Here is an 18,733-nt window from a genome sequence, read left to right as displayed (position 1 = left end):
ACTCGTTTTCACTAATCAGGAGTGCTTGTCATGCTGAACAAAATGGTTTCGTTTCTGCGTAAGGAAGAGGGTGTTTCTGCCACCGAGTATGCCCTCATTATCGTCTTCGTTGCACTGATCATGGTCGTCGGCGCCAAGCTGCTCGGCAGCGATCTGAGCGCCCTGTTCACCTCCGTCGGCGCGGACGTCTAATACCCCCGTAACAGGCCAAGCGATCCATCTTGATAGAGCCTTGGATCGCAGGTCTGCTCGCGGTCTGGGCACTCGCCGTTGCCGCTTTTGATTTGAGGCAACGGCGCGTTCCCAATACGCTCCTGGTGTTGGTGGCTGTGCCGGCGATCATGGTGTTTCCAGTGGTTCGGCATGGTTTGCTGGGCGTCGGTATCGAACAAAGTCTGATCGGGTTCGGTATCGGCGCCCTGCCTTATCTGCCGGGGTACATGCTCGGCAAGGTAGGGGCAGGAGACGTCAAGCTGTCGGGGCTGCTGGGTTTCTTGCTGGGAGCTGGAGGCGCTTTCAAGGCATTTGTGGTCGGGGCGTTTGCCTTGGGACTGATCGCAGCGCTGTTCGCGTTGCGCAAATCAGACCCGGTTCACGCTTCACGCCTTCCCGCAGCAGTTGCGCTTGTTGTAGGATTCCTCTGGGTGATCTCAGGTAGTTACCTATTGCCGGGCTGGGGCTTATGAACAGGTTTTCGGGGTTACGTTTGACTCGCCCGTTTTCCGGGCAAAGCGGTGCGGCCGCTGTCGAATTCGCTTTGGTGTTTCCGATCATGCTCGCCATCGTTTATGGCGGCATCGTTTATTCCTATATTTACGTCCTGCAGCAATCGCTCAATTTCGCCGCGCAGCAGGGTGCGCAAGCCGCTGTGGCGACGATTCCGATCACCACCGGAACCGACCCGGCGGGGGCAACCACCGCGGCGAAGTTGGCCAATGCCACACTGGCAGTCAATAACGCTCTGGGCTGGTTGCCGCCGGCGCAGAAGGGGCGTCTCAGCATTCCGAGCGCCGCCCCGGGATGCGTCGTTCCCGCAGGGACTTTCGCGGTGCAGGTCAATTTCACCACTGCAGGTCTTTTTGCGGCGCTCAACTTGCCCGGCCTGCCGAGTTTTCCCTACATGCCGCCGGCCCTGCTCGCCTGCGCTGTGGCATATACGTAAGTAATTGCGTGGCTTCAGTTGAACATGTGTGCTTAAATCGATGTAATTACAGTTAATTACACGCGGTCTTGTGGTTTAAGGGTAAGGGAGAAGCTAGGGGATGAGCAGTAATCTGATTAAAATCATAGCGGCCGTCTTTGTCGTATTGGCGGTCATCCTGGCTATCGTCGGTTACCGCATGAGCCACGAGTATGCGGATAGCGCCAACAAGGCGACCCAGCAGGTCCAGGCCCAGGTGCAGGGGGCCGTCAACCCCCAAATCCAGGTCGTGGTTGCCACGCAGCCCCTGCTGGCCGGGTTGCCGATCGATCGGGGCTCGCTGAAGGTGGTGAGCGCGGACGTGGCACCCAAGGATTATTACGCCAACCTCGACGACGTGGCAGGGCGCACACCCCTGATCGACATCGACGCCGGCACGCCAATCACTCCAAGATTGTTCAAAGAAAACAATCAATTGGCGAAGATCGTCCCGGCTGGCTCCAAGGCAGTGTCGCTGGTACTCAGCGATGTCATCGGCGTCGGTGGTTTTGTGCGGCCGGGCGATATCGTCGACGTGCTGATCTACCTGCGCAACGATCAAAGCAACAAGGTCGACCCGGCGCAGGCGCGCATCCTGCTCAAGGATGCCCTGGTGCTGGCTTCCGACGACCATATCGTGACGCCCCCGGCGGGCGCGGACACCAAGAGCCAGCAGCAGCAACAGCAACAACAGCAGCGCCGCGAGCGTACGGTGGTAGTGGCCGTGCCGGACCAGGAAGTGACGCGCGTCATGCTGGGTGCGAGCATGGGCGAAGTGCGCCTGGCCTTGCACGGCCAGGTTACGGAGCAGACCCAGGCCGCCGCCGCGCAAGCGCCGGCGGGGCCGCAACCCGATACCACCGCCGCGGCACCGACGCCGGTTTCCGGGGGCAGCCTGCCGCAAGCGGCGCCTGCCGCGGTGGCCGCGGTCAAACCGGGTATTGACCAGCCGCTGCCGGACCAACCCTATACCTCGGCCGAATTGGCGCGGCTCAAGCCGCCGCATCCCGCCAAGGGCGCTCCGCAGGGCATCGTGATCTATCACGGCTCGAAAGCCTCGACGGTGTACCCATGAAAGCCAAAGCCTATGTCGGGGAGTGCGGTGTGTCGGTAGGCGAAGCCCGGAAACAGACGCAGCAAAGGGAAACGATAATGCGATTGCCGCAAAGCGTCGGATACGTCTTCAAGGCAGGGCTCCTGGCCCTGACGGTAACGATTTGTGGCACCCCGGGAATGGCTTCGGCCCAGACTCCGGCGGCCCAGACGGTTGAGAACACCGTGGTGATCGATGTGGGGACGCAGCAGCTGCTGCGTCAAAAGCAGCCGATCCGGCGTGTGGCCGTGGCCAATCCGGAAATCGCCGATGTCAGCGTCATCAACAGCCGCGAGCTGTTGCTCAACGGCAAGGTCAATGGCGTCACCAGCCTGATCATCTGGAGTCGCGATGCCAAGGCGCAGCCGCTCACCTATAAGGTGCAGGTTTCCAGCCGCAGCATCAGCGGCAGCACCGCGGATCTGCTGGCGCATCGCGATGCGGTGCTGGCGGCAGGAGTCGGCACCACTACTTCCGGTGACGGCAAGGGAACTGCGCAGGTGGTGGCGGATCACACTACGGTGGCGGTGGACACCCAGGTGTTGAGCCAGGTCAAGATTGTCGATATCAGCCGCACCGCGCTGCAGGAGTTCGGCATCAACTTCGCGCATGCCAATTCGACCGGAGTCATGGGCGCATTCACACCTGGCGGCCTGAGCAGCATTGGATCGGCCGCCAGTGGTAACTCCTCAACCTCGGGAAACCAGATCGTCAGTGGGACTGGCTTTCTGCCCATCGCCAGCGCATTCAACTTCGTCTATGCCAGCAACCAGTATCTCGGCGCCATCAGCGTTCTGGAGAGCAAAGGCCTGGCGCGCACGTTGGCCGAGCCCAGCCTGACCGCAATGAGCGGGCAGACAGCCAGTTTCCTGGCCGGCGGCGAATTTCCGTTCCCTACCGTGCAGAACGGCGGTGGCACCGGCGGCAACTCCATCACCATCATCTTCAAGGAATTCGGCATTCGGCTGAACCTGACGCCGACCGTGCTGGCGCGCAACCGCATCGCCCTGAAAGTCGCGCCTGAAGTCAGCGAACTGGACTACACCAACGGCATCAGCATCAACGGCATCACCGTCCCCGGCCTGAATGTGCGGCGTACCGATACCATGGTTGAACTGGGCGACGGCGAGACCTTCGTCATCAGCGGCCTGGTCAGCAATACGCTGAAGAACAGCGTCAGCAAGGTTCCCTGGATCGGCGACGTGCCGGTCATCGGCGCCTTCTTCCGCAACACCAGCGTCAGCCGCAACGATCGCGAATTGATCATGGTGGTCACGCCGCATCTGGTTCGTCCGATGGTCAAGGATGCCCCGCTGCCGGAGCTTCCGGGCACCTCTCTGGAGCAGTACAACCCCAGCTTCGCACACACCATGTTCATGGAGACCGGCAAGTTCGGGCAGCCCGACACCATCCAGGGGTATAGCCGCTGATTGCCCCTACGACGACGCGGGGAGCCGCGATGAAAACGCAAGCGGTCGTCGTATCCAGCGATCCGGTCTACCAGGTCTGGTTGCAGAACGCAGCAGGTGCCACCATGGATGTGGCGCTGCTGTCGCCCACCGGTGGCCAGGACGTGGTGGCGCTGATCGAAGCGCGCGGGCGCGTCGACGTACTTTTCGTCGAGTTCGACAGCCAGGAGGTTGCGCAGCGCGCCGCCCTGGTCGAGCGCTTTCTCGAACGGCACTGGCAAATTCCGGTGGTCGGTCTGGGCGCGGACGATAATCCGCAATGGGTCCTGGCGGCGATGCGGTCCGGCGCGCGAGACTTCTTCGTCCTGCGTCGGGACGATGCCACCCTGAGCGTGCAGATCGGACGTCTGCTGCGGCGCAGCAGCGTGCCCGGCGCGGCCAATCAGGCGGCAGTGCAGAAAACCGGGAAACTGTACGGTGTGCTGTCGGCCCATCCCGGCGAGAGCATCGCCTTCCTGGCCGAGCATCTGGCGCTGGCCATGCTCGAACTGGTGGGGCCGACCGAGCGGGTGCTGCTGTTCGATATCGCGGCCCCGGCCGGTGCGGCGGCGATCTTCCTCAACATCAACGCGACATACAGCGCCCTCGAGGCCATCAACGATGCCTATCGTTGCGATCAGAGCCTGGTGGACACGGCTTTCGCCAAGCACAGCAGCGGCCTGTATGTATTGAGCATGCCCGAGGATCTCCTCGGCCAGCCCAGCATCGATTCCGGCGAGTTGCTCAAATTGCTGCAGGTGTTCCGCAGCCTGTTCAGCCATGTCGTGGTGGCGATCGATGGGCATCTGCCGCTGTCGGCCTTGGTCGGTGTGGCCAATGACGCCGAACGCCTGCTGTTGCTTTCGGATCAATCGATTCTCCGCTCCCGGCACAACAAGCATCTGTTGCGCGCATTGCGCCTTGAAGGCTGTTCGCTGGACCGTGCCGGCCTGGTCGTCGACGATTACCGTCGTCGCCTCGGCCTCGAACCGACGAATCTGGCCGAGTTGTTCGAATTGCCGCTGTTTGCGGCGCTGCAAAGCGATCCGTCCAATCGCGCCGTGTCGATGAATTCAGGCGAGCCTCTTTTTACACTGGCGCGCAAGGATCCCTATGCCGTCGGTGTGAAAAAGCTGGCGGCTTCCGTGCTTTCGGGCCAGCCGATCGCGGTGCCCCAGCAGGGTTTCCTGGACCGGTTGAGAGGCGGCTAGGGCCTCGCGCATGAGCAACTCCGATCAAATCGAGCGTTTCCGGCTTTCCGACCAGTATCAGACGCTGAAGTCCAGCGTGCATCGGCATCTGATCGTCCAGATCGAGGAACGAAACCTCGATATCTATACCTGGCCGGCGGACAGGCTGGACCGTTTCGTTGCGGAACAGGTCAAGCGCTTCGTCATCGACGAGCGGCTGCCGGTGAGTCAGCGCGAGACCGAGGCCCTGGTGGCCGATGCCCGCAATGAATTGATGGGGTATGGGCCGATCCAGCAACTGATCGAGGACGATAGCGTCAACGATATCGTGGTCAACGGCCCACAGAACATCTTCATCGAGCGTGCCGGCAAGCTGTATTCGGCGCCGGTGCGGTTCAACGACGACAATCACGTCATCCGTGTCATCCAACGCATCCTGGCGCCGTTGGGGCGCCGCGTCGACGAATCGACCCCCATGGTCGATGCGCGACTGCCGGATGGTTCGCGTGTGAACGCCATCATCCCGCCCATCGCGCTGGATGGCCCCTGCCTATCGATTCGCAAATTCCGCAAGATTCCGTTGACCGCGGATGACATGCTCAAAATGGGCACCATTACCGCGGTCGAACTGGAGTACCTGCGCAAGCGGGTGGAAGGGCGGACCAACCTCATCGTGGTCGGCGGCACCGGTTCGGGCAAGACCACCTTTCTCAACCTTCTCAGTCAATGGATTCCGCAGGGCGAACGCATCGTCACGGTGGAGGACGCAGCGGAGTTGCGCTTGCAGCATGGCCACGTGGTGCGCCTGGAAACCCGGCCTCCCAATCTGGAGGGGCAGCGCGCCGTCAGCGCCCGCGACCTGGTACGCAACGCCCTGCGAATGCGACCGGACCGCATCATCGTCGGCGAAGTGCGCGGCGATGAAGTGCTGGACATGCTCCAGGCGATGAATACCGGCCATGACGGTTCCATGACCACGCTGCATGCCAATAGCGTGCGCGACGCCATGCATCGTATCGAGCTGCTGGCCGGGTTCGCCGGCTATACCGGCGGCGAAACCACGTTGCGCGGACAGATTGCCGCCGCCATCCATCTGATGGTGCAGGTATCGCGCCTGCCGAGCGGGCAGCGCAAGGTTCTTTCAATCACCGAAGTGCTGGGACTACAGGGGCGCGAGCTGGTGATGCGCGACCTGTTCCGCTATGAAGCGGACAGCGGTCGGCATGTCGATCTCCGGGAGGCCGCATGAGTATCAGTTTGATCGTCGTGGTGGCGGTGGCGCTGGCCTTTCTCGGCGTGGCAACCTGGCTTTTTTCCATGGCGCGGGGCCAGGAGCGTTCGGAAGAAGTACTGACCCGTTTGCAGGCGGGCACCGAGCGGCCGACGACACTTTCCGCCGGCGACAGCCCCGAAATGGCCATCCCCGGCGTGCGCTGGGTCAGTCGTTTGCTGTGGCGCGGCGGTTCCGAGATCCAGCCCCGTGGAATAGTCCTGGTGCTGCTCGGATTGCTCGTATTCCTGGTGCTTGTCTTCATGGTCGCTGGCCCTGTTGTGGGCTTGCCGATCAACATCGGCACGCTGCTGGTGATCTATCTGGTGCTGGTGCAGCGTGCGGCCCGGCGGCGCTCCAAGATCATCGAGCAGTTGCCCGGATTTCTGGAAAACATGATCCGCGTCATGTCAGCCGGTAACTCCCTGGAAGAAGCGCTGGTTCTCGCGGCGCGCGAGAGTGACGATCCCCTGCGCCCGCTGTTCGTCAGTGTCGGCCGGCAGATCAAGCTCGGTGCGCCGGTGGACCAGGTGCTGGCCGAAGCGGGCGGACTGTACAACCTGCGCGACGTCAAGGTGCTGTCGCTCGCCGCGAGCGTCAATCGTCGCTACGGCGGCAGCCTGCGCGGCGTGCTGAAGAGCCTGATCCTCGCGATCCGCCAGCGCGGCACCGCGGCCAGGGAACTGCGTGCCCTGACCGCCGAAACCCGCTTTTCGGCAATGGTGCTGGCCTTCGTGCCGGTGGGCCTGACGACGTATATCTACCTGACCAATCCGCAGTTCTACGATGCGATGTGGCACGATGCGACCGGCAAGAAAGTGCTGATCGGCGGCGTCATCTGGGTGGTCATAGGCATGATCGTCCTGTGGCGCATGGTCAACTCGATCGGAGATGACGACTGATGAGTGCCAATGTCTACGCCACGGTAGTGGCGCTCGCAATTTTTCTCGGCATCATTGCCGTACTGGGCGTGATCCTGCTGATTTTCTCCTCGCAGAGCGAGCGCCGCATCCAGCGCCGCCTCGAAGGCGGCGACGTCTCGCCGGCGGAGGATGACTTCGCCAATGCCGGCACCCGGCCCGTGCTGCAGGGCATCGCCCGGCGCGGGCGGGCGATCGATCAGTTCGTGGACAGCGAGGGCAGCGAATCCACCCGCCTGTTGATCCAGGCCGGTTGGCGGGATACGCAATCGCGTGTGGGTTACTACGTGCTGCAGGCGCTGGTGCCTGTGGTATTGGTCGGGTTGGCGATTGCCGGTTGGCTGTTCGTCAAGAATGAATATTTCGAGCCGCCCTGGGTTTACGTCGTAATCGCCGGCGCCGTGGTGCTGTCGATGCTGATCCCGCGCATGATATTGCGCAGCATCGCGAACGCACGCTGCCAGCGCATCCGCAAGGAAGTGCCCTTGTTCGTGCACTTGCTGGTCATGCTCTACGACGCTGGTCTCTCCACTCGTCAGGCATTCGCCAGCCTGGTACGCGAGGGCGGAGGTGTATTGCCGGAGCTTGGGCGCGAGGTCCAGGTGGTCCTGCGGCAAATCGAGGCGGGAGCCGACAGTTCCGAATCCCTCCATACGCTCAGTGAAACGCTGAAGGTGGATGACCTTACCTCCATCCTCGGCGTGATGCGCCAGGTGGATCGTTACGGCGGTGAAATCCGCGAACCCCTGCACGATGCGCTGAAGGTGATCGAAGAACGGCAGGCGCTGGATCTGCGCGAGCGGGTCAATATTCTTTCGGGGCGCATGACCGTAGTGATGATCACGTTCTTCTTCCCGGGCTTGATGCTGTTCGTCGCCGGGCCGGCCTTCGTTTCGATCATCAAGGCCCTCAAGGGATTATGAGGTGTTTCTGGGTTCTGCCGCCGGTGTTCTTGCTGGCGGCCTGCACTACGGTCCACGGCGGCTCCGCCTCGGCGGACAAGCTGGACAACCAGGAAGCGCCCCATCTCGATCAAAACGCGATCCACGCGGACCTGATCAAGCAGATGTTGGACAAGGGGCAGTATTACGCGGCTCTCGCGCATATCGAGGACCAGAAGCGCAGCGGCACCAACGATGAACTGAGCCTGCTGGAGGCGGACGCCCGCAGCCACCTGGGGCAGCAGCCCCAGGCGGACGCGCTGTATCGCAAGCTGCTGAACACCCGCTATGCCGGGCAGGCTTACCACGGGCTGGGCCTGCTGTACGTGGCGACCGACTTGGACGGCGCCATCCGTAACCTGCGCAGTGCCGTTGAGCGGGCCCCGACCGATGTTGATTTCCGTAACGATCTAGGCTATGCCTTGATGGAGGCGGGACGCTATACTGAAGCTGTGCCGCAGCTGTCCACAGCTGCCGAATTGGCGCCGACTCAGTTGAAGAGTCGCTACAACCTCATCGAGCTGATGATGCTGATGGGCAATGAGGGGGCGGCAGAGCGGTTGAGGCAGAAAACGGGCGTGACGCCGGAAAAGATGCAGCAGTTGCGCGATTCCGCGCAGTCGATTCGGGCCAAACAGAATGCCAAGGCAGCCAAGGCTGCCGGCTAGAGGGAAAGGAGAGCGATATGCGTGGATGGATGATGGTTGCAGCCTGCACTTTGCCGTTCGCGGCGTCATTTTCTGCCTCGGCCCAGTCCGAGGCCACTACGCCTTCTGCCGACACCTCGGCGCCTGCTCCCGCTGCCACGTCCGCGGCGGCACCGGTGCAAGGACAGGGTTTCGGTTCGCAAACCCGTTTCTGGCTTGCCACCCAGACCAGCGGCGTGTCTGCGGTCACCGAAGAACGGCCGATGCCGGGCGAGGCTGCCACCTTGGTCTATCAGCGCTACCTGACCAGTTTCACCCATCCGATTCCGGAGCGGTACGAATCGGACAGCTTCAGCGTCTCCGGTGGCGGCGGCGGCACCAGCAAATAACGACAAGCGGTTCGATCAGGTCCAGGAAGCCCGCACAGCACTGCTGTGCGGGCTTTTGTTTGGGTGCTTATTTCTTGTCGGCGAGCAGTTCTTCGATCGGCTGCGGCGCAGCGTTCTAGCCGCGCAGTGCGTGGCAGCGATTGGCCAGCAGCGCGAACTGCGCCGGCGAGAGTGTTTCCCCGCGGATCCGCGGGTCGATCCCCAAGGCGCTGATTTCCTCGGCCGGCAGCAGTCTGCGCAGGCCGTTGGCCAGGGTCTTGCGCCGTGCCGAGAACGAGGCGGTGACCAGTTCGTCGTAGCAGCGCAGGTCGTCGATGGCGAACGGCGGCGGACGCGGGGTGATGCGTACCACGGCCGAGTCCACCCGGGGCGGTGGATTGAAGGCGCCGGGGCCGACGCCGAACAGGTAGTCGGCCTGGGCCCGTGCCGCCACGGTGACGGTGAGGCGGCCGTAGTCGTCCGTATCGGGCACGGCAGTGAGGCGGTCCACCACTTCCTTCTGCAGCATGAAGTGCATGTCGCGCACCTGCGGTGCGAATTGCAGCAGGTGGAACAGCAGCGGCGTAGAGATGTTGTAGGGCAGGTTGCCGACCAGCCGTAACTGCGTGCCCGCCGGGGCCAGGCTGCCGTAGTCGAATTTCAGCGCATCGGCCATGTGCAATTGCAGGCCCGGTGCTTCGCCGCACACGGCGAGCAGATGCGGCACCACGTCGCGGTCGATCTCCACCACGTGCAGCCGCTCCAGCCGCCGCAGCAAAGGTACCGTCAGGGCGCCCAGGCCGGGGCCGATTTCCACCACCACCTCGCCCGGCTGCGGGTTGATGCTGCGCACGATGCGATCGATCACCTGTGGATCGTGCAGAAAATGCTGGCCGAAGCGTTTCTTGGCGTTGTGATCCTGGCTCATGCGCCGGCTCCGCGCGCCAGCTGCAGCGCCAGTTGCACGGCGGCTTCCAGGCTGCCCGCTTCGGCGCGGCCGCTGCCGGCCAGGTCCAGCGCGGTGCCATGGTCCACCGAGGTACGGATGATGGGCAGGCCCAGGGTGACGTTCACCGCCTCGCCGAAGCCGGCGTGCTTGAGCACCGGCAGTCCCTGGTCGTGATACATGGCCAGTACCGCATCGCCCTCGGCAAGCTGCCGGGGGGTGAACAGCGTATCCGCCGGCAACGGGCCGGTCAGGTGCATGCCTTCGGCGCGCAGGCGGTCGAGCACCGGCCCGATCACTTCGATCTCCTCCCGGCCCAGGTGCCCGCCTTCGCCGGCGTGGGGGTTGAGGCCGCACACCAGGATGCGTGGGACGGCGAGGGCGAAGCGCTCCCGCAGATCGTGATGCAGTACCCGCAGCACCGCTTCCAGGCCGTCGCGGGTGATGGCAGCAGGCACGTCGCGCAAGGCCAGGTGGGTGGTGGCGAGAGCCACGCGCAAACTGTTCGCAACCAGCATCATCACCGGGGTCGGCGCGCCGCACAGTTCCGCAAGGAACTCCGTGTGGCCGGTAAAAGGTACGCCCGCATCGTTGATCACACCCTTGTGCACCGGTGCCGTCACCAGCGCGTCCGCGCTGCCGGCCAATACCTGCGTCGCCGCCAGGCGCAATGTTTCCAGCACATAGGGGGCGTTGCGCGGGTCGAGCTGCCCTGCGGTCACCGCCGCGGACAGTTCCACCGGCAGCACTTGCAGTTCACCGGCTTGGTGCGGCTGCGGCGATGCGCCGGGAGCAAGCGTGCGGATGCGCAGCGGCAGGCCGAGCTGGCGCGCCCGCGCCAGCAGCAGCGCGGGATCGGCGACGGCGGCAAGCGCCGCCTGCAGCGGCTGCTGCGCCAGGACGATGGCGAGGTCCGGGCCGATGCCCGCCGGCTCGCCCGGCGTCAGCAGCAGGCGCGGCATGGTGCCACCGGGAACGGTGCTCAGGATGCCGAAGGCGCCTTGCTGGCGGATGAGCCGTCGCCACCGAGGCGGTATTCGACGTAGGCTTCCTGGCGCAGGCGGCGCAGCCAGGCCTCGTATTCCTCGGCATCCTTGCGCTGCATGATCGACTGGCGGGCACGGCCGCGGCGCGCCTCATTGGTGATGTCGCGCGTACGGCGTTCCTCGACCCGGGCGATGTGCCAGCCGAACTGGCTGTGGAAGGGCTGGCTCATATCGCCAACCTTGAGCGTATCGATCTGCTGCTGGAATTCGGGGGCGAAGACGCCCGGCGGCTGCCAGCCCAGATCGCCCCCGCTGTTCTTGGATCCCGGGTCATCGGAATACTTCTTCGCCAGTTCGGCGAAGTCGCCGCCTTTCTTCAGGCGTTCGTAGAGCTCGTAGGCCTGGGCGCGGGTGGCGTCCTCGTTGCGGATGGCGTTGGGCGTCAGCAGGATGTGGCGGGCCTTGGTTTCATCCACGGTCTGGCGGCCGCCGGCATCGCGCTTTTCGACCAGTTTGATGATGTTGTAGCCGTTGCTGGCCTCGATCACATTGCTGACATCGCCCACTGCCAGCTTGGGTACGATGTTGGCGAAGACGGTGGGCAGCGTGCCGTTCTTGCGCCAGCCCAGATCGCCGCCCTGCAGGGCCTGCGGGCTATCCGAATTGGCGATCGCCAGCTGGGCGAAGTCCTCGCCGGCGCGCAGGCGCTTGAGCACGCCCTCGGCCTTGGCATGGGCTTTCTCACGCACTTCCGGCGTGGCCGCATCGGGAATCGCCACCAGGATATGAGCCAGGTGATATTCGCTCTGATCCTCGCTGCCGTTGGCGGCGAGGTACTGGTCGATATCCTGGTCGGTGACCACGATGCGCGCGTCCACTTCCTTCTGCCGCACGCGGTTGGCCAGCACCTGTTCGCGAATCTGTTCGCGCAGTGCGGTGAAGTCCAGGCCTTCGGACTTCACCTGGGCGGCGAACTGGCTCACGCTCATCTTGTTCTGCGCGGCGATATTGTTGATGACGTCGTTCAACTCGCGGTCGTCGACCTTGATGCCGGCTTCCTTGGCGCGGTCGGTCTGCAGCCGCATCAGGATCAGGCGCTCCAGCACCTGGCTGCGCACGGCGTCCAACGGCGGCGGCGTGATGCCGCGATCCTTCATCTCGCCCTGGGCGATCGCGATCGCCTGTTCCAGCTCGCTTTGCAGGATGACGTTGTCGTTCACCACCGCGATGATGCGATCGAGGGATTGGCTCGTGCCGGAAGATGCGGCGGCACCGGCGGCGAAGGAGAGGGAAAACAGCAGGGCGGCAAAGGCCAGCCGGGACAGCAGCTTCATCGGGATTTGCTTATGCAGTCTACGAAGCCCCTAGGGTACCACCGAACGCCCGGGCATGGCTCGGCCAGGCGTTTGCGAAGCGTAACCATGCGGCTTGCCGGACGGGCGGCCGGCAGGGGGCTTGCCGGCCAGGATGCGCTGCCGGCCGGGGCTCCGGCACTTTAACCCGCCGGAGGCCGCCCTTCAGGGCAATGCAGGCGTGGACGCCGCATTGCGCCCGCGAATCGGGGCATTCGGATCGCTTGCCGGCAGCAGCTCGTCGAAGCCGGTGCCGAGCTGGCTGAAGCCCTTCAGGTCGATCTGGAAGTAGACGCCGGTGTTGAAACTGCCGTTGGTGCCGGAAATGTAACGGCGGAAGGTGCCGCGCACCGCCCAGCAGCAGGTCTGGTATTCCAGGCCCAGGAAGGATTCCTGCACCTGGTCGGTCTGCAGGGAGTAGCGCATCCGCGCCGCCGCACGCCAGCGGTCGACGATGGGGGTGGAAAAGGACACGTCGGCCTGCTGCAGGATGCCGTCGAAGAAGCGGTACGCGAGATCCAGGCGGCGGCCGTACAAGCCGTTTTCCGGTTCGCGATAGCGCAGGTCCACCTCGGTGCGCTGGAAGCGGTCGAATTCGGCGGTCCACTCGGCGATGGCCGCAGCCGCCCAGCGCTGGGTCAGCTGGTATTCGACCGAACCGATGTAGTCCGAGCTGCCGACACTGGGATTGTCCAGGCCGGGCAGCTGCACCCGTGGAGGGGTGAAACGGTAGATTTCGCCGAGGCTGGCGGTGAGCCGTACCAGCCCCGCTTCCGGGTCGATCAGGCGCGTGGTCATCGCGGTGGTCAGCTGGTTGGCATCGGCGATGCGATCCGCGCCGGTGTAGCGGTTGCGTGCGAACAGTTCCGGAAAATCGAAGTCCGGCTGGCTCGAGTCGAACAAGGGCAGGCGATCCTGGGCGTGGAAGGGCACGTACAGGTAGAACAGCTTGGGCTCCAGGGTCTGCAGCTTGCCGCCGTCGGTGATGCGTTCGAAATGCAGGCCGCTTTCCAGGCTGGTCACCGGCAGGGTGCGTTGCTGCTGCGCCGGCTGGCCCGGGGCGGTGCCGGTCAGGTTGTAGTAGGTGTAATTGAGGTCGGTCTGGGCAGCGCTGTACCAGGCGCTGTGGTCCTGCTCCCAGCGCAGATAGGGCTGGGTGATCAGGCGCTGGCCTTCCACCGAATTGGCGCGCGCGAAGTTGGTGATCTGACCCTGGAAACCGACCTTGGTGTCGAGGTAGCTGTTGCGGCTGAGCGCGTCCAGATTGACCTGCGGCAGTCGCTGGTATGGGTTGTCGTTGGTGGTGATGGGGGTGGCCACCGGCTGGTAACCCTGCACCAGCGCGGTGATGGTGTAGGAGGCCGGCGAGGCGTAGGTCAGCTTGGCGCCCTGTGCCAGGAACGACGTGGACGTGAGGTCGACGTTGCCGCCCAGATCCTCGAAGTAGTTGCGGTCGCTGACCTCGGCGTACTGGGCCTCCACGCCGAGCCGCTGGTTGATCAGGCCCTCGTGGGAGAAGTTGACGTAGCTGCGCGAAGAGCGGGTGTCCTCGTCATAGCTCATGTATTCGCCGTACAGCGTGCCCTGCGCCCTGGGAAACAGATAGCGCAGTTTGGCCCCGAGCTGGGGGCCGCGCTCGGTCATCTCGCGCGGGATCAGGGTGGCGTCGACGTTCGGCGCCAGGTTGAGATAGAACGGGACGCGGAAGTCGAAGCCGGTATTGTCCGAGCGGCCGATGATCGGCGGCAGGAAGCCGGTGTGACGCTCGCCGTCGATGGGGAACTGGAAGTAGGGCAGCCACAGCACCGGCACATGCTGGAACCACAGCGTGGCGTCGTGCGCATAGCCCATGCCGGTATCCTGGTCCAGCCGCAGCGCTCTCGCCTTGAGCAGCCAGGATTCGGCGTCCGGCGCGCAGGTGGTATAGCTCACGTGATCCAGCGTGGCCCAGCCTTCCCGCGCCACCTCGATGCGGTCGGACTGACCGCGGGCCGCCAGGGGAATCAGGGTGTAGCTGGCCTGATTGAAGATGCCCTGCTCGGCAGTCAGGTCGTAATCCAGGCTCTGGCTTTTGATGATCAGGCTGGGATCGCGGAACAGGGACTGCGAATTGACATGCAGGCGCTTATCCGCATCACTGTAGTCCACCTGCTGCGCCGAGAATTCACGCGCATTCTGGCTGATCAGCACCGAGCCGGTCAGGCGCGACAGCCCCTCCTGCTTCAGTTCCACGTGATCGGCATTGAGCACCAGCCGCGAGTCCGCCGCGATCGGCGGCAGCTCGCGCGAGTAATCGATCTGCGGGCAGGATGCCGGCGTGGTGCGGGTGTACTGGGCCAGTGCCGGCGCGCAGCAGCACACACCCAGGGCAGCCAGGGTCAGGCGCAGAGTCGACGAAAGGGCAGGGCGCAAGCGGAGTTTCCGGAGCATTCGTGCAAGTATGGTTTTTGCGCCGGAGCGGTGCAAATGGCGAAACATTCCACCCCGGGTTTTCCGCCTGCCGACCATCCCGGTCGACTTACGGCGAACAAACCCTAGGTTATCCTAGCGAACCGCCAACCCATAAGTCCAAAACCATTTTGACCGGCTCCTCCTTACAGTCTTCCGCCGACGCCGATCCGCGCGCCACCCAGGCCCATGCCTGGGCCTGCGGCGTGCTCGGCCTGGCCCAGGCCTCGTTCGCGCCGGCCTCCGCCGACGCCAGCTTCCGCCGCTATTTCCGCATCCGCGCCGGCGCGCAGAGCTGGATCGTGATGGACGCTCCGCCGCAGCACGAGGACTGTCGCCCGTTCGTGCGCATCGCCGGCCTGTTGCAGGACGCCGGAGTGCATGTGCCGGCGATCCTGGCGCAGGATTTCGACAACGGCTTCCTGCTGTTGTCCGACCTCGGCACGCAGACCCTGCTCGACGTCATCGACGAGGGCAATGCCGACGCCCTGTTCGGCGACGCCATCGACGCCCTCATCGTCTGGCAGCGCGCCAGCCGGCCGCAAGTGCTGCCGCCGTACGACGAGACTCTGCTGCTGCGCGAACTCAACCTGTTTCCGGACTGGTATCTCGGCCGGCACCTCGGCGTGGCCCTGGACGCGGCGGAGCGTGAGGCCCTGGATGGTGTATTCCGGCAACTGGTCGAAGGCGCGCTGGCGCAGCCCGCGGTCTACGTGCACCGCGACTACATGCCGCGCAACCTGATGTTCAGCCGCCCCAACCCGGGTGTGCTGGACTTCCAGGACGCCGTCTACGGCCCGCTGGCCTACGACCCCATCAGCCTGTTCAAGGACGCCTTCCTCAGCTGGCCAGCCTCGCGGGTGGAATGGGGCCTGCGGACCTATCACACCCGCGCCGAAGTGGCCGGCCTGCCGGTGCCGCCTTGGCCGCAGTTCCGCCGCGACTGCGACTGGATCGGGCTGCAGCGTCACCTCAAGATCCTCGGCATCTTTGCCCGCCTGACCCTGCGCGACGGCAAGCCCAAGTATCTCGCCGACACGCCGCGCTTCGTTCGCTACGTGATGGATGTGTTGCCTTATCACGTGGAACTGAAACCGCTGGCCGAGCTGTTCGAGCGGCATGTCGTGCCGCGGGTCGACGCCGGCGCATGACGGGCGCGTTTCCATGAAGGCCATGATTCTGGCCGCCGGGCGCGGCGAGCGCTTCCGCCCGCTCACCGACACCCTGCCCAAGCCCCTGATCCCGGTGCGTGGCGAAGTACTGATCGAGCGGCACCTGCGGCGCCTCGCTGCCGCTGGCGTCACGCAGGCGGTGATCAACCTGGGTTGGCTCGGCGGCAGCATCGAAGCCCGGCTTGGCGACGGTGCGCGCTATGGCGTGACCATTGCCTGGTCGCGCGAAGGCTGGCCCTGTCTGGAGACCGGCGGTGGTGTATTCCATGCCTTGCCTCTGCTCGGGCCAGCGCCGTTCCTGCTGCTCAATGCCGACGTCTGGACCGACTATCCGTTGCCCGATCTGGTCCGGCGCGCCGCGGAGTTGCCGGAGCATGACCTGGCGCACATGGTGCTGGTGCCCAATCCACCCCATCACCCGCGCGGCGACTGCACCCTGGCCGGCGGCCGCGTGGTGCCGGCCTGCGCCGAGACGCATACCTTCGGCGGCCTGTCGGTGCTGCGGCCCTCACTGTTTGCCCAGGCGGAAGGCGGCGCCTTCCCGCTGTGGCCGCTGTTGCGTGAGGCATCGATTCGTGGTCAGGTGAGCGGCGAGGTTTACGACGGGCGCTGGTCGGATGTGGGTACGCCGCAGCGCTTGCAGACATTGGAACAAAGCCTGGAGAAAACATGAGCAGCAACGTCATCAAGGTGCGCAAGGCCGAGGGCAAGATCAAGCAGCTGGTCCAGGTCAACGCCAATTCCTTTTTCGCCGACGAGCCCGAGCCGATCGGCAACGGCGAAGGGCCCAATCCCCACGATCTGCTCGATGCCTCCCTGGGTGTCTGCACCGCCATGACGGTGATGATGGTGGCGCAGCGCAAGCAGTGGCCGCTGCAAGATGTGCGGGTGGAGATCACCCACGAGGAAGACGAGGCCAACTACAAGATGCTGCGCAAGATCGAGCTGGTCGGCGCGCTGACCGAGGAGCAGCGGACCTACCTGATGGGCATCGCCAACAAGTGCCCGATTCACAAGGCGCTACACAAGAAGTTCGAGGTCGAGAGTTCGCTGGTGGCGTGAGCGGCCTGACCTGGGCCGGCGGGTCTCAGGAACATCGATGGCTGTCTCCAGCTGGCGCCGGTAAAAGATCGGCGCTGGATTGCAGATGCAATTGCCCTGGATTCGCTGCCGGGGCCGCGGAAGATCCGACCGGGATTATTTTGAAGCTGCAGCAGGCGCGTACGCCAAGGTTTCAGAGAGGGGCGCTCAGCGAAAGTAAGCCTTCGTGTACTCATGCACTTGCGGATTCGCCAACAGGGCCTCAACTGACAGCCACTGGTATTCGCTGTGCTGTTCCGGCGGCGGTGTAACGGCGATGCCTTCGGGGAGTACGTGGGCCAGCACCACGTAGTGCGTCCCAAAGCCGGGCAGGTCGCCCGCATTCTCGTCGTAGAGATGATCAAAAACTCCGAGCAGGCGGGCATCGCCCCGTTGCACCGTCACGCCCAACTCATCCAGGCTGATGCGGCCAAAGGCAACGTCCAGCGTTTCGTTTTTGCGAATGCAGCCGCCCGGAATGAACCAGTAACCGCGCGCCGGGGCATTGCGCCGCAGGCCGAGCAGGACGCGGCCCTCGGTATCGCGCACGATCAGGTCGATCGATACCAGCGGTACCCGGACGACGACCTCCAGGAATTCGTGGAGCGGCAGTCGCGCCGCCGGCGGGCCCTCAGCCGCCGAGGACGCCATGCGCCTGCTGGTCGGCGTGATAGCTGGAACGCACCATCGGCCCGCTGGCCACATGCGAAAAGCCCATCTGCTCGCCGATCACGCGCAGGCGCTCGAACTCGTCCGGGTGGACGTAACGCGCCACCGGCAGGTGGTGCCGGCTCGGCTGCAGGTACTGGCCCAGGGTCAGCATGTTGACGTTGTGTGCGCGCAGGTCGCGCATCACCTGCTCGATTTCCTCGATCTCCTCGCCCAGGCCGAGCATCAGGCCGGACTTGGTCGGGACCTCGGGGTGCATGGCCTTGAAGCGCTCCAGCAGGTCCAGGCTCCAGTCGTAGTCCGAACCCGGGCGGGCCTGCTTGTACAGGCGCGGCACCGTTTCCAGGTTGTGGTTGAACACGTCCGGCGGGTTGTCTTTGAAGATGGTCAGCGCCGGGTCCATGCGGCCGCGGAAATCCGGCACCAGCACTTCGATGGTCAGCTTCGGCGACAGGGCGCGCGATTCGCTGATGCAGGCGGCGAAGTGGGTGGCGCCGCCGTCGCGCAGGTCATCGCGGTCGACCGAGGTGATGACCACGTAACGCAGCGCCATGTCGCGGATGGTGCGGGCCAGGTTGGCCGGCTCGTTCGCATCCAGCGGCTTGGGGCGGCCGTGGGCGACGTCGCAGAAGGGGCAACGGCGGGTGCAGATGTCGCCCATGATCATGAAGGTGGCGGTGCCCTTGCCGAAGCATTCACCCAGATTGGGGCAGGCGGCTTCCTCGCAGACCGTGTGCAGGTTGTTGGCCCGCAGCGCCGCCTTGATGCGCGCCACTTCCGGCGTGCCCTGGGTCTTGGCGCGGATCCAGCTCGGCTTGCGCAGCGGCTCGGTGGTGGCTTCGATCTTGATCGGGATGCGCGCCATCTTCTCGGCGCCGCGCAGCTTGACGCCGCTGGTGACCGGGGCCGGCGAGGCGGCAGGGACGACGGGAGCGGACGCTACAGCGGAGGTTGGCTCGGACATGGGCGTATTTTACGCCTTTGCCCGCCTCCCTGGCTGATTGCCCCCTGAAACGACCTGGA

20 protein-coding genes are annotated in these 18,733 nt (G+C 64.5%); 14 read left to right on the top strand and 6 right to left on the bottom strand.

What is annotated here, in order from left to right; genetic code table 11:
* The first annotated feature begins 30 nt into the window (after positions 1-30).
* The 11 genes from BP26_RS28215 (at position 31) to BP26_RS28210 (ending at position 9,078) form a co-directional block, all read left to right on the top strand.
* Entirely contained in the window at positions 31-192 is a 162-nt protein-coding gene (locus BP26_RS28215) for a Flp family type IVb pilin (protein ID WP_084182721.1), read from the top strand.
* Positions 193-221: 29 nt separating this feature from the next.
* A complete protein-coding gene (locus BP26_RS27250) occupies positions 222-686 on the top strand; it encodes a prepilin peptidase (protein ID WP_051748128.1) in 465 nt (154 codons plus the stop codon).
* Positions 683-1,162 (top strand): TadE/TadG family type IV pilus assembly protein, encoded by a 480-nt coding sequence (locus tag BP26_RS27245; RefSeq protein WP_084182719.1) that lies wholly within the window; start codon positions 683-685, stop codon positions 1,160-1,162. The genes BP26_RS27250 and BP26_RS27245 overlap by 4 nt, the downstream gene beginning before the upstream one ends.
* Before the next feature lie 100 nt (positions 1,163-1,262).
* On the top strand, positions 1,263-2,255 hold the full coding sequence (gene cpaB, locus BP26_RS0102245; RefSeq protein WP_084182718.1) for a Flp pilus assembly protein CpaB: 993 nt from the start codon (positions 1,263-1,265) through the stop codon (positions 2,253-2,255).
* Positions 2,256-2,413: 158 nt separating this feature from the next.
* Positions 2,414-3,703, top strand: a complete 1,290-nt coding sequence (locus BP26_RS0102240; protein WP_036515953.1) for a type II and III secretion system protein family protein — start codon at positions 2,414-2,416, stop codon at positions 3,701-3,703.
* Between the two features lie 29 nt (positions 3,704-3,732).
* Complete coding sequence (locus BP26_RS0102235; RefSeq protein WP_029918952.1) at positions 3,733-4,932, top strand: CpaE/TadZ family protein; 1,200 nt, start codon at positions 3,733-3,735, stop codon at positions 4,930-4,932.
* Between the two features lie 10 nt (positions 4,933-4,942).
* The gene (locus BP26_RS0102230; RefSeq protein ID WP_029918951.1) at positions 4,943-6,160 is read left to right on the top strand and encodes a TadA family conjugal transfer-associated ATPase; all 1,218 of its coding nucleotides are present in this window, start codon (positions 4,943-4,945) and stop codon (positions 6,158-6,160) included.
* Complete coding sequence (locus BP26_RS0102225; RefSeq protein ID WP_029918950.1) at positions 6,157-7,083, top strand: type II secretion system F family protein; 927 nt, start codon at positions 6,157-6,159, stop codon at positions 7,081-7,083. The genes BP26_RS0102230 and BP26_RS0102225 overlap by 4 nt, the downstream gene beginning before the upstream one ends.
* The gene (locus tag BP26_RS0102220; RefSeq protein ID WP_029918949.1) at positions 7,083-8,024 is read left to right on the top strand and encodes a type II secretion system F family protein; all 942 of its coding nucleotides are present in this window, start codon (positions 7,083-7,085) and stop codon (positions 8,022-8,024) included. Before BP26_RS0102225 ends, BP26_RS0102220 begins: the two co-directional genes overlap by 1 nt.
* A 23-nt stretch (positions 8,025-8,047) precedes the next feature.
* Positions 8,048-8,710 carry a tetratricopeptide repeat protein gene (locus tag BP26_RS0102215; RefSeq protein ID WP_169740627.1) on the top strand — a complete coding sequence of 221 codons (663 nt, stop codon included), beginning with the start codon at positions 8,048-8,050 and terminating at the stop codon, positions 8,708-8,710.
* Between the two features lie 17 nt (positions 8,711-8,727).
* Positions 8,728-9,078, top strand: coding sequence for a DUF3613 domain-containing protein (locus BP26_RS28210; protein WP_084182716.1), 351 nt, complete (start codon positions 8,728-8,730; stop codon positions 9,076-9,078).
* A 115-nt stretch (positions 9,079-9,193) separates the two neighbouring features.
* Here the strand turns inward: BP26_RS28210 and rsmA are convergent, their stop codons facing one another.
* The 4 genes from rsmA to BP26_RS0102190 all read right to left on the bottom strand — a co-directional run bounded on the left by rsmA (position 9,194) and on the right by BP26_RS0102190 (position 14,753).
* Positions 9,194-9,985, bottom strand: a complete 792-nt coding sequence (gene rsmA / locus BP26_RS0102205) for a 16S rRNA (adenine(1518)-N(6)/adenine(1519)-N(6))-dimethyltransferase RsmA (RefSeq protein ID WP_029918946.1) — start codon at positions 9,983-9,985, stop codon at positions 9,194-9,196.
* Positions 9,982-10,965, bottom strand: coding sequence for a 4-hydroxythreonine-4-phosphate dehydrogenase PdxA (pdxA, locus tag BP26_RS0102200; RefSeq protein WP_029918945.1), 984 nt, complete (start codon positions 10,963-10,965; stop codon positions 9,982-9,984). Before pdxA ends, rsmA begins: the two co-directional genes overlap by 4 nt.
* A 20-nt stretch (positions 10,966-10,985) precedes the next feature.
* A complete protein-coding gene (locus BP26_RS0102195; protein WP_245611681.1) occupies positions 10,986-12,323 on the bottom strand; it encodes a peptidylprolyl isomerase in 1,338 nt (445 codons plus the stop codon).
* 183 nt (positions 12,324-12,506) lie between these two features.
* Positions 12,507-14,753, bottom strand: a complete 2,247-nt coding sequence (locus tag BP26_RS0102190) for an LPS-assembly protein LptD (RefSeq protein ID WP_051748117.1) — start codon at positions 14,751-14,753, stop codon at positions 12,507-12,509.
* A 167-nt stretch (positions 14,754-14,920) separates the two neighbouring features.
* Here BP26_RS0102190 and BP26_RS30475 point away from each other — a divergent pair, with 167 nt between their 5' ends.
* Genes BP26_RS30475 through BP26_RS26340 form a run of 3 tightly spaced genes read left to right on the top strand, consistent with a single transcriptional unit; the run spans position 14,921 to position 17,023 of the window.
* Complete coding sequence (locus BP26_RS30475; protein WP_051748116.1) at positions 14,921-15,940, top strand: aminoglycoside phosphotransferase family protein; 1,020 nt, start codon at positions 14,921-14,923, stop codon at positions 15,938-15,940.
* Between the two features lie 13 nt (positions 15,941-15,953).
* The gene (gene murU / locus BP26_RS0102180; RefSeq protein WP_029918941.1) at positions 15,954-16,634 is read left to right on the top strand and encodes an N-acetylmuramate alpha-1-phosphate uridylyltransferase MurU; all 681 of its coding nucleotides are present in this window, start codon (positions 15,954-15,956) and stop codon (positions 16,632-16,634) included.
* Positions 16,631-17,023, top strand: a complete 393-nt coding sequence (locus tag BP26_RS26340; RefSeq protein WP_036515949.1) for an OsmC family protein — start codon at positions 16,631-16,633, stop codon at positions 17,021-17,023. Before murU ends, BP26_RS26340 begins: the two co-directional genes overlap by 4 nt.
* Before the next feature lie 186 nt (positions 17,024-17,209).
* Here BP26_RS26340 and BP26_RS0102170 read toward each other — a convergent pair whose 3' ends face one another.
* Positions 17,210-17,692, bottom strand: coding sequence for a GDP-mannose mannosyl hydrolase (locus BP26_RS0102170; protein WP_051748113.1), 483 nt, complete (start codon positions 17,690-17,692; stop codon positions 17,210-17,212).
* Positions 17,673-18,674: a lipoyl synthase gene (lipA, locus tag BP26_RS0102165; RefSeq protein WP_084182714.1), complete on the bottom strand. Its 1,002-nt coding sequence runs from the start codon at positions 18,672-18,674 to the stop codon at positions 17,673-17,675. The genes BP26_RS0102170 and lipA overlap by 20 nt, the downstream gene beginning before the upstream one ends.
* Positions 18,675-18,733: the final 59 nt, after the last annotated feature.

It is taken from the genome of Nevskia soli DSM 19509 (assembly GCF_000711955.1).
In the GTDB taxonomy this organism is placed as follows: domain Bacteria; phylum Pseudomonadota; class Gammaproteobacteria; order Nevskiales; family Nevskiaceae; genus Nevskia; species Nevskia soli.
Note: the sequence above shows the minus strand (reverse complement) of the source record. Positions and strands in the feature narration are given on the sequence as shown.

What these genes read in the sequence shown, in the direction of transcription:
- BP26_RS28215 (WP_084182721.1), top strand. Translation starts at nt 31, where the DNA reads ATGCTGAACAAAATGGTTTCGTTTCTGCGTAAGGAAGAGGGTGTTTCT.
- BP26_RS27245 (WP_084182719.1), top strand. Translation starts at nt 683, where the DNA reads ATGAACAGGTTTTCGGGGTTACGTTTGACTCGCCCGTTTTCCGGGCAA.
- cpaB (WP_084182718.1), top strand. Translation starts at nt 1,263, where the DNA reads ATGAGCAGTAATCTGATTAAAATCATAGCGGCCGTCTTTGTCGTATTG.
- BP26_RS0102240 (WP_036515953.1), top strand. Translation starts at nt 2,414, where the DNA reads ATGGCTTCGGCCCAGACTCCGGCGGCCCAGACGGTTGAGAACACCGTG.
- BP26_RS0102235 (WP_029918952.1), top strand. Translation starts at nt 3,733, where the DNA reads ATGAAAACGCAAGCGGTCGTCGTATCCAGCGATCCGGTCTACCAGGTC.
- BP26_RS0102230 (WP_029918951.1), top strand. Translation starts at nt 4,943, where the DNA reads ATGAGCAACTCCGATCAAATCGAGCGTTTCCGGCTTTCCGACCAGTAT.
- BP26_RS0102225 (WP_029918950.1), top strand. Translation starts at nt 6,157, where the DNA reads ATGAGTATCAGTTTGATCGTCGTGGTGGCGGTGGCGCTGGCCTTTCTC.
- BP26_RS0102220 (WP_029918949.1), top strand. Translation starts at nt 7,083, where the DNA reads ATGAGTGCCAATGTCTACGCCACGGTAGTGGCGCTCGCAATTTTTCTC.
- BP26_RS28210 (WP_084182716.1), top strand. Translation starts at nt 8,728, where the DNA reads ATGCGTGGATGGATGATGGTTGCAGCCTGCACTTTGCCGTTCGCGGCG.
- rsmA (WP_029918946.1), bottom strand. Translation starts at nt 9,985, where the DNA reads ATGAGCCAGGATCACAACGCCAAGAAACGCTTCGGCCAGCATTTTCTG.
- pdxA (WP_029918945.1), bottom strand. Translation starts at nt 10,965, where the DNA reads ATGCCGCGCCTGCTGCTGACGCCGGGCGAGCCGGCGGGCATCGGCCCG.
- BP26_RS0102195 (WP_245611681.1), bottom strand. Translation starts at nt 12,323, where the DNA reads ATGAAGCTGCTGTCCCGGCTGGCCTTTGCCGCCCTGCTGTTTTCCCTC.
- murU (WP_029918941.1), top strand. Translation starts at nt 15,954, where the DNA reads ATGAAGGCCATGATTCTGGCCGCCGGGCGCGGCGAGCGCTTCCGCCCG.
- BP26_RS26340 (WP_036515949.1), top strand. Translation starts at nt 16,631, where the DNA reads ATGAGCAGCAACGTCATCAAGGTGCGCAAGGCCGAGGGCAAGATCAAG.
- BP26_RS0102170 (WP_051748113.1), bottom strand. Translation starts at nt 17,692, where the DNA reads ATGGCGTCCTCGGCGGCTGAGGGCCCGCCGGCGGCGCGACTGCCGCTC.
- lipA (WP_084182714.1), bottom strand. Translation starts at nt 18,674, where the DNA reads ATGTCCGAGCCAACCTCCGCTGTAGCGTCCGCTCCCGTCGTCCCTGCC.